The sequence below is a fragment of the Acinetobacter sp. 25-47-130 genome, from assembly GCF_056779705.1.
This window is the reverse complement of record NZ_JBWYII010000005.1, coordinates 60,683-75,744: the sequence shown is the minus strand read 5'-3', so window position 1 is coordinate 75,744 and position 15,062 is coordinate 60,683. Positions and strand designations below refer to the sequence as shown.

At 40.7% G+C, this 15,062-nt stretch carries 13 protein-coding genes; 12 read left to right on the top strand and 1 reads right to left on the bottom strand.

Annotated elements, in window-relative coordinates; all coding sequences use genetic code 11:
* The first annotated feature begins 158 nt into the window (after nt 1-158).
* From AC1M83_RS08270 to AC1M83_RS08235, 8 genes are all read left to right on the top strand, one after another.
* Complete coding sequence (locus AC1M83_RS08270; RefSeq protein WP_481590427.1) at nt 159-1,175, top strand: sulfate ABC transporter substrate-binding protein; 1,017 nt, start codon at nt 159-161, stop codon at nt 1,173-1,175.
* Nucleotides 1,176-1,359: 184 nt separating this feature from the next.
* Complete coding sequence (rsmH, locus tag AC1M83_RS08265) at nt 1,360-2,283, top strand: 16S rRNA (cytosine(1402)-N(4))-methyltransferase RsmH (RefSeq protein WP_481590426.1); 924 nt, start codon at nt 1,360-1,362, stop codon at nt 2,281-2,283.
* Nucleotides 2,283-2,627 (top strand): cell division protein FtsL, encoded by a 345-nt coding sequence (gene ftsL, locus AC1M83_RS08260; RefSeq protein WP_481590425.1) that lies wholly within the window; start codon nt 2,283-2,285, stop codon nt 2,625-2,627. The genes rsmH and ftsL overlap by 1 nt, the downstream gene beginning before the upstream one ends.
* 9 nt (nt 2,628-2,636) lie before the next feature.
* Nucleotides 2,637-4,466 carry a penicillin-binding protein PBP3 gene (gene ftsI, locus AC1M83_RS08255; RefSeq protein ID WP_035263956.1) on the top strand — a complete coding sequence of 610 codons (1,830 nt, stop codon included), beginning with the start codon at nt 2,637-2,639 and terminating at the stop codon, nt 4,464-4,466.
* 7 nt (nt 4,467-4,473) lie between these two features.
* Entirely contained in the window at nt 4,474-5,970 is a 1,497-nt protein-coding gene (locus AC1M83_RS08250) for a UDP-N-acetylmuramoyl-L-alanyl-D-glutamate--2,6-diaminopimelate ligase (RefSeq protein WP_481590424.1), read from the top strand.
* A gap of 9 nt (nt 5,971-5,979) precedes the next feature.
* Entirely contained in the window at nt 5,980-7,383 is a 1,404-nt protein-coding gene (locus AC1M83_RS08245) for a UDP-N-acetylmuramoyl-tripeptide--D-alanyl-D-alanine ligase (RefSeq protein WP_481590423.1), read from the top strand.
* Nucleotides 7,384-8,502: a phospho-N-acetylmuramoyl-pentapeptide-transferase gene (gene mraY / locus AC1M83_RS08240; protein WP_092767279.1), complete on the top strand. Its 1,119-nt coding sequence runs from the start codon at nt 7,384-7,386 to the stop codon at nt 8,500-8,502. It begins immediately after the preceding gene.
* Nucleotides 8,503-8,573: 71 nt separating this feature from the next.
* Nucleotides 8,574-9,380 carry a putative RNA methyltransferase gene (locus AC1M83_RS08235; protein WP_481589155.1) on the top strand — a complete coding sequence of 269 codons (807 nt, stop codon included), beginning with the start codon at nt 8,574-8,576 and terminating at the stop codon, nt 9,378-9,380.
* Between the two features lie 32 nt (nt 9,381-9,412).
* On the opposite strand, the gene ponA is transcribed toward AC1M83_RS08235, so the two are convergent.
* Nucleotides 9,413-11,938, bottom strand: a complete 2,526-nt coding sequence (gene ponA / locus AC1M83_RS08230) for a penicillin-binding protein PBP1a (protein WP_481586733.1) — start codon at nt 11,936-11,938, stop codon at nt 9,413-9,415.
* 168 nt (nt 11,939-12,106) lie between these two features.
* Between ponA and AC1M83_RS08225 the strand changes: the two genes are divergently transcribed.
* The 4 genes from AC1M83_RS08225 to AC1M83_RS08210 are packed head-to-tail and all read left to right on the top strand — an operon-like array spanning nt 12,107 to nt 15,043.
* Nucleotides 12,107-13,165, top strand: coding sequence for a pilus assembly protein PilM (locus AC1M83_RS08225; protein WP_035263966.1), 1,059 nt, complete (start codon nt 12,107-12,109; stop codon nt 13,163-13,165).
* Nucleotides 13,165-13,791, top strand: a complete 627-nt coding sequence (locus AC1M83_RS08220; RefSeq protein ID WP_179998862.1) for a PilN domain-containing protein — start codon at nt 13,165-13,167, stop codon at nt 13,789-13,791. Before AC1M83_RS08225 ends, AC1M83_RS08220 begins: the two co-directional genes overlap by 1 nt.
* A complete protein-coding gene (locus tag AC1M83_RS08215; RefSeq protein ID WP_035263971.1) occupies nt 13,788-14,516 on the top strand; it encodes a type IV pilus inner membrane component PilO in 729 nt (242 codons plus the stop codon). Before AC1M83_RS08220 ends, AC1M83_RS08215 begins: the two co-directional genes overlap by 4 nt.
* A complete protein-coding gene (locus AC1M83_RS08210) occupies nt 14,516-15,043 on the top strand; it encodes a pilus assembly protein PilP (RefSeq protein ID WP_481589152.1) in 528 nt (175 codons plus the stop codon). The genes AC1M83_RS08215 and AC1M83_RS08210 overlap by 1 nt, the downstream gene beginning before the upstream one ends.
* Nucleotides 15,044-15,062: the final 19 nt, after the last annotated feature.

The window sequence follows — 15,062 nt, the reverse complement described above, 5'->3', positions numbered from 1 at the left end:
TGAATATAGACTGTATTTAAGATGATTTATGAATTAATTCATAATCTTGAAAGAAAAATGGTAGCAATATAACGTAAATCACATGTCCAAATTAAATTGATGAATATGATTTTATTTCATATATTTAGATTAATTATGTATATCTAGATTTTTTGACTATGAAAACTCAATTTAAAGCCTTGCTTACAGCGGGCTTACTCGCAACAGGTTTATCGTTCAGCTTATCTTCTCAAGCAGCACAACGTGATTTCCTGAATGTATCTTATGATGCGACTCGTGAATTTTATGATGAGTTTAATCAGTCATTTGGTCAATATTGGCAGTCAAGAACTGGAGTGAAAGTCAACTTTAAACAATCTCATGGTGGCTCAGGTAAACAAGCACGCTCTGTGGTTGATGGCTTGAAAGGCGACGTTGTCACTTTGGCTTTGGCAAATGATATTGAAGAGATCGTGAAATCGGGTCAAATCAATAAAGGATGGCAAAAAGAGTTCCCTTATAACTCTGCACCTTATACATCAACCATTGTTTTTATGGTGCGTAAAGGTAACCCTAAAAAAATTCAGGATTGGCAAGATCTTGTTAAGCCGGGTGTAGAAATCATCACACCAAACCCTAAAACAGGTGGACTACCACGCTGGGTATATTTATCAGCTTGGGGTTATGCACTCAAACAACCAGGTGGTAATGAAGCGAAAGCAAAAGACTTTGTTGGCAAGATGTACCATAACGTCAAAGTGATGGACTCTGCGGCGCGCGCTTCTATGACGACATTTGCTGAGCGTAAAATTGGCGATGTGTTGCTCACTTGGGAAAATGAAGCACTGGTCACTCAAAAAGCCTTGGGCAAAGATCAGTTTGATATTGTTTATCCATCTATTTCTATTTTGACAGAGCCTTCTGTTGCCATCGTTGATCGTACTGTAGATAAAAATGGCAATAAATGGTTGGCAACTGGCTATATCAACTATTTATATTCACCATTAGGTCAGGAGATGGCTGCTAAGCATTTCTATCGTCCGCGTAATGCTGAAGTGTTAGCAAAATACTCAAAACAATTTCCTAAGTTAAAAACATTCACCATTGATGAGGTTTTCGGTGGTTGGGCAAAAGCACAACAAGCACATTTTGTGAATGGTGCGATTTTTGATCAGATTTATAACAGTCGTCGTTAATATACTGAAGTAATTGAAAATTAATAAAAAAGCCTCCAAGTGAGGCTTTTTTATTTGAACATTCCAGTGAATGAAACGGTTTTGCCTATAGAAAGTAAAATTTACCTACAAAAAGTCGTTTGGAGCTTTATTAAAACAAGGTAATAATGTGCAGTTAAATTTTTAGATGTTCTGAAACGTTATTATGTCGCATATTTCTGTATTACTTCATGAAACTGTAGATGCTCTATTGGGTGGGCGTAATACAGGGATTTATGTAGATGGCACCTTTGGTCGAGGAGGTCATACTCGACTTCTCTTGTCTAAATTAGATGAACATTCTCGTGTCTATGCCTTTGATAAAGATCCGCAGGCTTTGGCTGTGGCTGCTCAGTTAGAACAAGAAGATCCAAGATTTACCATTATTCATGCAAGTTTTGCAGATATTAAAACAGCCCTAAATCAACGCGGTGTTGAAACTGTCGATGGTGTTATGGCAGATTTGGGTGTGTCATCGCCACAGCTTGATCAGGCCGAACGTGGTTTTAGCTTTATGAAAGATGGTCCACTGGATATGCGAATGGACAACTCTCAGGGCCTAACTGCAGCGCAATGGTTGGTGGAAGTAGATGAAGAGCATTTAGCGAATATTATTTTTCAGTATGGCGAAGAACGATATAGCCGCCGCATTGCGAAAGCGATTAAAGCAGCAGGTTATATTGAGACGACAGGTCAATTGGCTGAAATTGTAAAAGTTGCCCATCCGAAATGGGAAAAAAATAAGCATGCTGCGACACGTACATTTCAAGCAATTCGAATTGAAATCAATAAAGAATTAGAAGATGTGCATGCTTTTTTACCTGAAGCGCTGGAGATGCTTCATAATGGAGGTCGATTAGCGGTCATCAGTTTCCATTCCTTAGAAGATCGAATTATTAAACAATTTATTCAAAAAGAGTCGACTTTAGCTGAGGATGATGGTTGGGGCTTACCTCAGAAACCTAAAGAAACTCGTCGTTTGAAAAAAATTGATCGCGTACGCGCGAGTGAAGAAGAAGTGAAACAAAATCCGCGTTCTAGAAGTGCTTGGTTGCGAGTTGCAGAGCGTATAAATTTTAAAGGCGAATAATGAAAAAGGAAAAAGACGTAGAACAACAGGAACCTGTAGCAACGCCCTTGGTGCGTAAAAAAATACTGATTTATAGCATTTTAACCGCTATGGTCATGGTGAGCGCATTTATGGTGGTCTATCAGGTCTATTCTTATCGTCAAGATTTTCGTGAATTCAATACGCATATGCGTGAGCTTGAAGACATCAATGCTGAATGGGGTCGTCTACTTATTGAGCAACAGACATTTGGAGCGACTGCACAGATTGGGACACGTGCAGTGACACAATTACGTATGTATTCACCACCAACATCACAGACTGTGGTGATTTCACTTCTTGCTGAAACCGCGAAAAATCAATAGGCACGCTGAATGGTTGATAAAAGCAAAACAAAACAAACACGTAAAAAACAGCAGCCCATTACACAGAAAAGAACCGTTGCTGTAGATATGTGGCGTTTCTATTTAATGTGGGGCTTAGTCCTGACATTTTTTGTGGTATTGGTTGCACGTGCCTTTTATGTTCAAATTGTGAACAAAGACTTTTTGCAAAATAAAGCCAACGCAAAAATTTTACGTACTGAAAAATTAAGTGCGATGCGAGGGGTTATTAGCGACCGTAATGGTGTGCCATTAGCAATTAGTACACCGATTATGAAGGTAGTGATTGATCCTCAACATTATTTTGAAACTAAAGCAACTTTTGATGAAATCACTGAAGAGTTAAAAAAGAATCCAACCAGTCGAAAATTAAAAAATCAGTTACCACAGGAAAACCTGAATTTAGATGAGCTAGCAGATGCAGTTGGGCTGGATCGAGCTGACCTCAAAAAGCGTGTTCAAGATCGAGCTCGTTCACGTTATTTAGTATTGAAAAAAGAAGTACCACCTGCTCAAGCGGCTCTGTTAGCACAACGCAATTTTGCTGGCGTATATTCTGAAAAATCATATAAACGTTATTACCCACAACCACAACCCAACTCTCAAATCATTGGTTTAACCAATACCGAGGGAACAGGGATTGAAGGTTTGGAGATGCAGCTGAATAAGCGGCTTGCAGGGGTCAATGGCGAACAGAAAATTGTACGTGATAAGCATGGTAACCGTGTTCAAGTTCCAGAAGTTATTAAAGAAGTTGAAGCTGGGGAAAATATTACACTGAGTATTGATTCTCGATTGCAATACATTATGTATCGAGAGCTTACCGCGGTAGGCGTGGCAAATAATGCACGTTCTGCTACAGCAATTGCGGTCGATGTCAAAACCGGTGAAATTCTAGCGATGACCAGTTGGCCGTCGTATAACCCGAATGATAAAAAAAGTTTATCCAATAAAGATGCAATGCGAAATCGCGGTGCAGTTGATTCGTTTGAACCAGGTTCGACGATGAAACCATTAACGGTGGCGATGGCGCTTGAAAGTGGTAAGTACACTGCAAACTCAGTCGTTAATACCACGCCAGGGTCGATGCGTGTCGGTAATCATACGATTCGTGATACACATAATTATGGAGCGCTTACTTTAGGTGGCATTATTCAAAAATCCTCCAACGTAGGTGTAGCGAAAATTGCCTTATCTTTGCCTTATCCGACTTTACCAACGTTCTATAAGCGTCTTGGTTTTGGACAGCGTTCGGCTGTTAAATTCCCTGGTGAAAGCCCAGGTCTGATCTTACCGCCAAGTAAATGGAATATTTCAGAAGTTGCAACCATGTCCTATGGATATGGTCTCAATGCCACGGTACTGCAATTGGCAGACGCTTATGCCATGCTGGCAAATAAAGGGAAGAAAGTCCCTTTAAGTTTGTACAAGTTGGATGAGGCTCCTCAAGGTGAACAAATGATTGATCCTAAAATTGCGGATCAAGTCTTGTTAATGATGGAGACAGCAACATTACCAGGCGGTACAGCGACTCGTGCTCAAATACCAGGTTATCGCGTTGCAGGTAAAACGGGTACAGCACACAAATTACGTGCTGACCGTAAAGGTTATTCGACCAATGAATATCGAGCTTTATTTGCAGGTGTTGCACCTGTAAGTGATCCACGTTTGGCGATGGTCGTCGTGGTCGAAAATCCAAAAGGCACATATTATGGTGGAACTGTATCAGCACCTGTTTTCGCAAAAGTAATGCAGGAATCGCTGAGACTATTAAACGTACCGTTGGATAAACCCTTAGATACTCCAAAATCCATTCCATAGGTGATGAATGTCGATTACATTTCAACAAATCTACGCTGTAGATCATCCAGCAGAATGGATGCAACAAGCATTTAATGGCTTCCAGTTGGATAGTCGTAAAGTTGAAGCGGGACAAGTGTTTATTGCTTTGACCAGTCTTTCTCAACCTGAAAAAACTGCAGAATATGCACAGAAGGCACTGGATCTTGGTGCTTTGGCTATTATTTCAGAACAAGATTTAGGTTTAACGCCAAGTTTGATCGTTCCGAATGTGCGTATGCTCATGGGACAATGGCAGAAAGATTATTTGCAACAGACACAGCCAGTAAATCCACTTCGAGTATTGGCTGTCACGGGAACCAATGGTAAAACGACCATTTCAAGGCTTGTTGCAGAGCTATTGGTGTTAAGCAAACACCCATGCGCGGTGATGGGGACGACAGGGAATGGGATTTTACCTCACCTTGAAGCATCTACACATACCACGTTAGATGCGTTGCATATGCAAAATCAATTGCATACTTATGTTCAGCAGGGAGCTGAGTTTGCTGCTATTGAAGCAAGCTCCCATGGTCTTGAACAGGGGCGTCTCAATGGAACGGCAATTGAAATTGCAGCTTACAGTAATTTAAGTCGCGATCATTTGGATTATCACAAGACTTTAGAGGCCTATGCAGAAGCTAAATCACGCTTATTTCAGTTTGAGAGTCTTAAAGTTGCAATCATCAATATCGATGATGCTTACGCAAATATCATGCTTAAAGCGGCGGAGCAAAATTCAGCAAAACCTAAAATTTTGACTTACTCCACCACTCGACCCGCGGATTACCGTGTTGAAGAGATTCAATATAGTTTAGACGGTGTTCATTTTAAATTGGTGACCAAGACCCAAAGCTATTTAGTGCATAGTCCGTTATTGGGTCATTTTAATATTGAAAATGTGGTTGCGAGCTTAATCTCTGTTGAACAGGCAGGTTTAGATTTATCTCAGTTAGTCGCTTTAGTTCCTCAGCTAAAAGGCGCGCCAGGGCGTATGCAAGTATTGCGTGATCAAGATCGTTTGTTTGTCGTGGATTATGCGCACACTCCTGATGCATTAATTCAGGTTCTTCAAACATTAAAACGTCATGTTTCACAGCAATTATGGGCTGTGTTTGGGTGCGGTGGTGATCGTGATCGCGGTAAACGACCATTAATGACACAGGCTGCTTTAGATCATGCAGATGTTGTATTGCTTACCTCAGATAATCCACGTACTGAAAACCCAGAACAAATTTTTGCTGACATGAAGGCTGGAATTGAATTTTCGAACAGAGAGGTTCATGAAATTCATGATCGTCGTGAAGCGATTAAGTTTGTAGTGAAAACAGCAAAAGCAGGTGACATTGTTGTGATTGCAGGCAAAGGCCACGAAAATTATCAAGAGATTGATGGTGTTCGTCATTGGTTTGATGATGTGGTAGAAGTCCAAGCAGCCATTAAAGGTCAGCATGCGACTGAGCCAGCATCTTATCCAGCAGACTAAGGAATCATTATGCACACATCTACTACAAGTACTGCGACACTTGTCCCATGGACTTTGTCTGATCTTGTTGCTGCAACTCAAGGGTATTGGTTGAATGATAAAAAACCGACTGGAGAAGTAAAGCGTATTTTGACAGACTCACGTCATGCGGAGTCGGGGGATGCTTTTTTAGCCCTGAAAGGTGAGCGTTTTGATGCGCATGAGTTTGTTCAACAAGTGGCTGAAAGAGGCTGTCAGATTGCGATTGTTGAGCGGCCTTTAGACATTGATATTTGTCAGTTGGTGGTAACAGATACGAGATTAGCATTAGGTATGCTTGGTGCATTTCGTCGCGCTCAACATGCGCAATTAAAAGTTATCGCACTGACTGGTAGTAGCGGCAAAACCACGACTAAAGAAATGCTTGGTAGTATTCTTGCTCGCAAAGCACCGACATTGATCACGCGAGGTAATCTCAATAATGATCTGGGTGTGCCTATGATGCTATTGGAGCTTCGACCAGATCATGAATATGCAGTGATGGAGCTCGGAGCAAGTCATCAAGGAGAAATTGACTATACCTCGAAGCTCGTTCAACCTCATGTTGTGGGTATTATTAATATTGGTACGGCTCATCTTGGTGAGTTCGGTGGGCGTGACGGAATTTGTAAAGCTAAATCTGAAATCTATGGTCATGTTTCAGAAACTTCGATCGTGCCAGCAGCTGATGATTATATAGACCAGATCCGTCAAAGTGTAAAAACAACAAAAACCTTAAGTTTTGGAGAAGGTGGCGATGTCTATGCTTCAGATATTCAGCTGAATCCACAGAGTGCTCAATTTAAATTACATACGCCTGTAGGTGTCCAACCCGTGGATTTACCTTTTGCTGGTGAGCATAATGTTCAAAATGCTTTGGCTGCTGCTGCTTTTGCATTGTCATTAAATATCAGCTTGGATGATATTGTCACGGGTTTAGAACAAGCTGTGGGTGCAAAGGGACGTTTGAATTTTATTCAAAAAAATGATTTTTTATTTATCGATGATACATACAATGCCAATCCCACTTCGATGCGTGCAGCGGGTGAAGTGCTTGCACAGCAAGAAGGTATTCGTGTCATGGTGATTGGGGATATTGGTGAGTTAGGTCCGACTGCTGCTCAACAACATTATTTACTCGGGCGAGATTTGGTTTCGATTCGCGGACTCAACTTTGTTGTTGCTGTTGGTGAGTTTGCACCAGCAACACAGGAAGGCGCACGTAGTACTCAGTACGGGAAAAAGTTACAAGCTTTCCTCAATCAAGAGCAAGCTCTACCATTTTTAATTAGTCTAATCGAAACACATCAACCGCAAAAAATGAGTTTCTTATTCAAAGGTTCTCGTTATACCCATATGGAAACGTTGATGGCAGATTTGATGGAGAAACTCTAAATGCTGTTATGGTTATTTGAACAACTTTCCGGCTATCACAGCTCGTTCCAAGTGGTTCGTTATTTAACATTACGTGCGCTGCTCAGTGTCTTGACAGCACTCACGATAGGCCTAGTCCTTGGTCCTGTCATGATCCGTAAGTTACAAGCTTTAAAATATGGCCAAGCGGTAAGTTCTTTCGCTCCGGAAAACCATGCCAAAAAAATGGGAACACCAACCATGGGTGGTCTCCTTATTTTGCTTTCTATTGGGATTTCAACTTTACTTTGGGCAGACCTTTCAAACCCTTATGTTTGGATTGTGCTTGGCGTGATGGTGATATTTGGCGCCGTAGGTTGGGCGGATGATTGGATTAAAATCCGTTATAAAGACAATGCAGGTTTGCCAGCGCGTAAGAAGTTTTTTTGGACATCTGTCGCTTCTTTGGGTGCAGGGATATCACTCTACGTAATTGCGACTCAGCAAACTAATCCTGTACACACTGCGAATATGTTGGATTTGCTGATCCCTTTCTTTAAAGATCTTACAATTCCTTTATCGGTAATCCCTTTAGGGATCGGTTTTATCATATTCACTTATTTAGTGATTAACGGTGCGTCTAATGCGGTTAACCTGACTGACGGTTTAGATGGTCTTGCAATTATGCCAATTGTATTGGTTGCGGCGGGCTTAGGGGTATTTGCTTATCTGGCGGGTGATGTTCGTTTTGCAAATTATTTACATATTCCCTATGTGAAATATTCATCTGAACTCGTTGTTATTTGTGCTGCAATGATAGGTGCAGGTTTAGCATTCCTTTGGTATAACGCGCATCCTGCACAAGTATTTATGGGGGATGTTGGTGCCTTGTCGCTTGGAGCGATGCTAGGAACTATTGCGGTGATGGTACGTCAGGAAATTGTATTTGCAATTATGGCGGGTGTATTTGTAGTCGAAGCAGTCTCTGTATTCTTACAAATCGGTTCGCTTCGTATGCGAAATAAACGTGTTTTCCTTATGGCGCCGTTACATCATCACTATGAAAAGAAAGGATGGCGTGAAACACAGGTGGTCATCCGTTTCTGGATTATCACAATTATGCTAGTAGTTTTAGGTCTAATGACCTTAAAATTGCGCTAAGCAAGAATCAAATGAGATCAAGTCGGCTTATGCCGACTTTTTTTCATCGCTAAAATTTTTTGGAGAAAATGATGAATCTGTTGATGTGTCCTGTTTGTCGCGAGGCATTGGCACTTGAGGGGAAAACATGGCGCTGCAAGAGTAATCATAGTTACGATATTGCAAAGCAAGGTTATGTGAATTTGCATGTCGTACAGCATAAACATAGTAAAAATCCAGGGGATACCCCTGAGTCTGTTCAAGCTAGACGGTCGTTTTTATCAGCGGGATTTTATGCGCCATTACAGCAAGCTGTCGTTGCTAAAATCCGAGAATTACGTATTGAAAATCTTTTAGATATTGGTTGCGGTGAAGGATATTACACCAATGCAATGGAAGCTGAAGCGATACAAGTTGTGGGGGTGGATATTGCTAAAACTGCAGTTCAGGTAGCAGCAAAATTAAATCAAAATGTCACTTGGGTTGTGGGTACGGGGGCTGTGTTGCCTGTTTTAAGCGAGACTATCGATTTATGTACCAGTTTATTTAGTCCTATTCCCGAGGCGGAAATATTACGTGTATTAAAACCATCGGGGTATTTAATGGTTGTTACCCCAGGTCCACAACATTTATATAAAATGCGAGAAGCACTATTTGAAGAAGTAAAGGCACATGAGCCACATAAATTTGTAGCACAGTTGAGCGAGCACTTTGAGTTAATTGATGAAAGCTTAATTCAGGCACCATTGGTGTTGAACCAAAATGACCTAAAGTGTCTTATCGCAATGACGCCATATGCTTATAAGGCCAAACCTGAACGGCGTGACCAATTAGAGCAAGTTGAAAAATTTGAACTGAGTGCAGAGTTTCAGATCTATATTTTAAAAAAGAAAAGTTAAAAGAAGCCCTCTTTTAGAGGGCTTTATTTTGGTTATTGAACTTGATTAATCAAATTTTCGATTGAATCTCGTTTAACTTGTGGTGTTGAATTCATATCCGGTGGTGTCGACGACGTCGGCGTTAACGGTTGATCGTTATCTGGTAGATCATCAAAATCGCGATCATTCGTTGGTGCTACCACTGGAGCAGGGCGATAAATTGGACGAGCTAAAGGTGGAGTTTTATCTTTTTGCTCATGGTTTAATGTATGTACACGACCACGTTGTTCTCGAGTTAAAGGAGCTTTTGCATTTTTATCTAAACTTACCCAAGCATATGGTGTATTGGCAAGAGACTTCTCCATAAAGTCACTCCAAATTGGAAGAGCAGCGATACCCCCATATTCACGACGACCTAGTGTAGTTGGTTGGTCGAAACCTACCCATGAAACTGCGACTAAATTGCCGTTAAAGCCAGCGAACCAAGCATCTTTTGCATCATTAGTTGTTCCTGTTTTACCTCCTAAATCACCACGACCAATTTTTAATGCTGCGCGACCAGTACCATGCTGAATTACGTCTCGTAAAATATTCGCCATATCAAATGCTGAGCTGGATTTTAAAATTCGATGTGCTTGACGATATTGGCTACGCTCTTCATCAGTTAAAGTGGGTTGCTTATCCTCTAAAGACTGATTGGTAACTTCAATAATTTCGTCGTCTGGTGTTGTTGCTTCAGCAGAGGTTGTATCTTGCTTCTGAGATTTAATACATGAAATACATGCGTATTCTGGATTGGCTTGATAAATCACTTTGCCGTAAGCATCCTCAATACGGCTAATGAAGTGAGGTTGCACGCGGAAACCGCCATTGGCAATTGCGGCATAGCCTGTTGCCATTTGCACAGGGAGTACTTGAGGTGTTCCTAATGCAATCGTGTAGTTACGTGGAATCTGATCTTCCTGCAAACCAAAATCCATAAACAATTGGCGAGTACGTTCTAGACCGACTGTTTGTAAAAGGCGAACAGAGACAGTATTACGTGACAAATATAAAGCCCGACGTAATGGAATCATCCCCAGATAGCGCCCATCAGAATTGCGTGGTGACCATTTACCAATGGTAATGGGATTATCACTAACCATGGTATGCGGCGTCATACCTCGTTCAAGTGCAAGCGAGTAGACAAATGGTTTGATAATAGAGCCAGGTTGACGCCAACCTTGCAGTGCACGGTTAAATTTCGATTGATAAAAATTATATCCACCAACGATCGCGACAATGGAACCATCATTTGGGTTAAGTGCAATTAACTGACCTTGTACACGAGGCACCTGTACCAAGGACCACATACTACGATTTTGATTTGGACGTAGACGAACAATATCTTTGACTTTTACAATTTGTGAGGCATTGCTCGGTGCACCACCCACACTATTGGCATTGCGATAGCGTCTCGCCCAAGACATGCCAGACCAAGGAACAGTGACTGATGAACCATCTTGTAAAGTTGCTTCAAAAGAATTACTTAAAACTTTAGTGACTTCAGCAGGGTAGGTGTTTGCAAATGGTACAAAGTCTTTTAAGGGTTTGTCATGGGCTTCTGGACCACGCCATCCATGACGACGGTCATAACTTTCTAAACCAACACGAACTGCTTCTTCGGCAAAGGCTTGACGATTGTAATCAATAGTGGTGTAAACCTTATATCCTGAATCGATCGCGAGATCGCCAAATTTTTTGACGAGTTCAGAACGAACCATTTCACCGACATAAGGGAATTTATTGTTAATACCGCGATCAGGCATGTCCAAAGCGATAGGCTCTGATACTGCATCTTCATATTCAATTTGACTGATATAACCCAACTGTAGCATACGACCTAAAATCCAATTGCGACGTTCTAACGCACGTTCAGGATTGGCCACAGGATTATACTTAGAGGGTGCTTTAGGTAATCCTGCAATCATTGCCATTTGGGCAATTGAAAGATCGTCTAAATTCTTGTTGTAATAAATTTTTGCTGCTGCGGCAATACCATAGGCATTTTTACCGAGGAAAATTTTATTGACGTAGAGAGTTAGAATTTCTTCTTTTGATAATTTTTGTTCAATTTTACGTGCTAAGAAAATTTCGGTGAGTTTGCGCTTGAGAGTTCGTTCTGGTGTTAAATAATAGTTTTTAGCCACCTGCATGGTAATTGTAGAACCACCAGTTTGAATGTCAGAACCCGTGATCGATTCACTGACTGCGCGTCCTAAACTTTTAAAACTAATACCGCTATGCTCAAAAAAAGAAGAGTCTTCTGCAGCTAAAAAAGCATGAATAAAATCTTGTGGGATTTGCTCATATTCAACTGGAACAGAAAGTTTGCCACCATATTCTGCGATTAATTGGTTATCTGCTGTATAAACTTGCAGCGGTTTTAATAATGGAGCCTTCTTAAAAGCAGTCATCTCTGGCAAAGATGGTGCAATATAGAGATACATTCCATAAAAGCCCATTGGAATTGTGACTAAGATAATGATAATCAGCAAAAAAAAAGGGTGAATCTGTCCACAACAAGATAGCTTTTTCATAACAAGTAAGTTTTAATAGGTGCTAAAGGCAAACTAATAGAAGGTCAGTATAGCTTCTCATTTAACAGAATGTTAGTTGAGTTATTATATCCGCAAAAAAATTAGACCAAGTGTAGTTAGTTTGTATTGTGCTGTTGTTGGGGACAAAAAAATAATAGGAATTGCATTGTGCTTAGACTATATCGTAAGCCAAATAAGGGGTTAGTGGGGGTAGATGTTAGTTCGACCTCTGTTAAGCTATTAGAGCTATCAGTTAAAAACGGTCGCTATTGGGTTGAAAGTTACGGGTTAAGTCCATTGGTTGATGGGAGTGTTGTTGAAAAAAACATCCTCAATCAGGATAACGTGGCTGATGCTTTAGAGCGCGCGATTAATATTGCAAATCCGCAATCAACGAATGCTGCTTTTGCAGTGCCTACGTCTATGGTGATTCACAAGGTCATCGAGATGGATGCCGACATGAGCGATGATGAGCGTGAAGTTCAGATTCGTATGGATGCTGAGCAATATATACCATTCCCACTTGACGAAGTCAGTTTAGACTTTGAAGTTCTTCCTGAGCGATTAAACAATCCAAACAGAGTGAACGTTTTACTCGTTGCGACACGTACTGAAAACGTGGACTCTCGTATTGAAGTATTGGATTTGGTCGGGCTTACCCCAAAAGTTGCCGATGTTGAAAGCTATGCACTGGAACGTAGTTTTGAAGTCTTTGCAGATACATTGCCGATTGGTGCAAATCTTGTTGGTGTTCTTGATATTGGTCATACCATGACGACTTTATCAGTTATGCAAAATGGCAAAATTATTTACACGCGCGAACAAGTGTTTGGCGGTAAGCAATTGACTCAAGATGTGCAAAATCGTTATGGCTTATCTTATGATGAAGCTGGGCGTGCTAAAAAAGACAACACCTTACCAGATGACTTTGAAACAGAAGTTTTAATGCCATTCCTTGATGCAGTGATTCAACAAGCAGCGCGTTCATTACAGTTCTTTTTCTCTTCTTCTCAATTTAACGAGATTGATCATATTTTATTGGCGGGTGGTAATGCCAATATCCCAGGTCTTGCAAAAATGATGCAACAAAAATTGGGATATCGTGTCACTATTGCTAATCCATTTTTACAAATGGGCTTTTCTCCTCAAATCGACCTGAAAAAAATAGAAAATGATGCACCATCATTATTGGTGGCGTGTGGCTTGGCATTGAGGAGTTTTGATTAATGGCTAAAATTAATTTACTCCCTTGGCGCGAAGAGCTAAGAGAACAGCGAAAAAAGCAATTTGTTTATATCTGTATCGCAGTGGTATTACTTGCGATTTTATCGGTTTTAGCAGCTTGGTTCTTCTTGAATCATAAATTGCAAGACCAAGAACAAGCAAACCAACTTATTGTAAGCACCAATCAAAGTTTAGACGTTCAATTAAAATCCTTGGAAGGATTGCAAGAACGTCGAAATGCAGTGATTGAGCGGATGAAACTGATTCAAGGTCTTGAAGGTCAACGACCTGTTACTGTGCGTTTAGTAGATGAATTGGTACGTGTTGTTCCTGAAACGGTGTATCTGACGAAATTTACCCGTACTGGTAATAAATTTACCATCGAAGGTAAAGCTGAAAGCCCGAATGCGGTAGCAGAGTTATTACGTGGTTTAGAAGCTTCCCAGTGGTACCGAAATGCATTTATGAATTCATTCTTGGCTGCGCCAGAAGTGAAGGAAAAAGCACCAAGTTCGGTAATCCCTCGAGTTGAAGAGTCATACGGTACATTTATCGTGACTGTCGACTTGGGTGCAATTGCTCAACCGACATCAGATATGGACGCGAATAATGTGGGAGGTGCACCATGAGTCGTAATGATTTAAATGACTTTGATTCAGATGTCACTGCACCAAAAAAGAAGTCCATGACTGTTGAAAAGTTCTTTCAGCAATTTAATACTTTGGACTCCAATAACTACGGTAGTTGGCCACTGTCTGTAAAAATTACCTGTTGGATTTTTATTTTCCTATTTGTTTGTGCTATTGGTTACTTTTTGGTGATTAAACCAAAACTTGAATCCATTGATCTTGCTAAAGCACAAGAGGCAAATTTACTGACAGAGTTTAAAGAAAAGGATTCTAAGCTCCGTAATTTGCAGCAATACCAAGCACAGTTGCAACAAATGGAAATGAATTTCAATGAGCAATTACAACAATTGCCAAAAGAAACAGAAATTCCAAGTTTAGTTGAGGACATCAACTTAACAGGTGTGAATTCAGGGCTCAAATTTAAAAATATCCGTCTCGAAAATGAAGTGGCTCAAGAATTCTTTATTGAGCAGCCAATTTCGATAGAAACGACAGGTGATTATCATTCATTTGGGCGTTTTGTGAGTGGAATTGCGTCTTTACCGCGTATCGTGACTTTGCATGATTTTGTGATTACAGCGACGCCAAGTACAGATAAAAAATCTGATATTCCACTGATCAATTATTCATTAAAAGCCAAAACATATCGTTATGTTGCATCGACTGAAGATACGGTAGGTTCAGCGGTTGTTCCACCAGCTGATATGCCAGCAGGAGGACAATAATGAAATCATTTAAGCTTTTGTGCGGATTAATTATTGCAACGACTTTGGTGGGATGTGATTCGCGTATTGATGCGGTCAATCAAGAAATGGCGAATATTCGTAGCCAGCCGCCTTTACCCATAGAACCGGCACCTGTATTTAATCCAGTTCCAAATTTTCTTTACTCGGCACATCAACTTCGAAGTCCATTCTTGCCAAACTCATTGGCAACAGAGCTAAGAATTATGTCGGGTAAACGTGTTTATCCTAATTTTAATCGTCAACCACAGCCTTTAGAAAGCTATGCATTGGAAACGTTAAACTTCAAAGGAAGTTTAAAACGTAACAATGGCCAGATTCTCGCTTTGATTCAAACCCCTGATGGTGAGATTGAGCGTGTGCAACGTGGTAATTACATGGGGATGAACCAAGGGCGCATCGTGAAGATAACGCCGACTCAAATCGATCTGATTGAAATTGTTTCAGATGGTCGAGATGGTTATATCGAAAGACCGAGAAGCTTAGTGTTGCTTGGGCCTGTTGGTTAAGACGAGTTAAGGAATAACA

Excerpts from the sequence above, each read along its gene's own strand:
- AC1M83_RS08270 (WP_481590427.1), top strand. The coding sequence starts at position 159 with ATGAAAACTCAATTTAAAGCCTTGCTTACAGCGGGCTTACTCGCAACA.
- AC1M83_RS08235 (WP_481589155.1), top strand. The coding sequence starts at position 8,574 with ATGAATCTGTTGATGTGTCCTGTTTGTCGCGAGGCATTGGCACTTGAG.
- AC1M83_RS08245 (WP_481590423.1), top strand. The coding sequence starts at position 5,980 with ATGCACACATCTACTACAAGTACTGCGACACTTGTCCCATGGACTTTG.
- ftsL (WP_481590425.1), top strand. The coding sequence starts at position 2,283 with ATGAAAAAGGAAAAAGACGTAGAACAACAGGAACCTGTAGCAACGCCC.
- AC1M83_RS08210 (WP_481589152.1), top strand. The coding sequence starts at position 14,516 with ATGAAATCATTTAAGCTTTTGTGCGGATTAATTATTGCAACGACTTTG.
- AC1M83_RS08250 (WP_481590424.1), top strand. The coding sequence starts at position 4,474 with ATGTCGATTACATTTCAACAAATCTACGCTGTAGATCATCCAGCAGAA.
- AC1M83_RS08220 (WP_179998862.1), top strand. The coding sequence starts at position 13,165 with ATGGCTAAAATTAATTTACTCCCTTGGCGCGAAGAGCTAAGAGAACAG.
- ponA (WP_481586733.1), bottom strand. The coding sequence starts at position 11,938 with ATGAAAAAGCTATCTTGTTGTGGACAGATTCACCCTTTTTTTTTGCTG.
- ftsI (WP_035263956.1), top strand. The coding sequence starts at position 2,637 with ATGGTTGATAAAAGCAAAACAAAACAAACACGTAAAAAACAGCAGCCC.
- AC1M83_RS08215 (WP_035263971.1), top strand. The coding sequence starts at position 13,788 with ATGAGTCGTAATGATTTAAATGACTTTGATTCAGATGTCACTGCACCA.
- mraY (WP_092767279.1), top strand. The coding sequence starts at position 7,384 with ATGCTGTTATGGTTATTTGAACAACTTTCCGGCTATCACAGCTCGTTC.
- rsmH (WP_481590426.1), top strand. The coding sequence starts at position 1,360 with ATGTCGCATATTTCTGTATTACTTCATGAAACTGTAGATGCTCTATTG.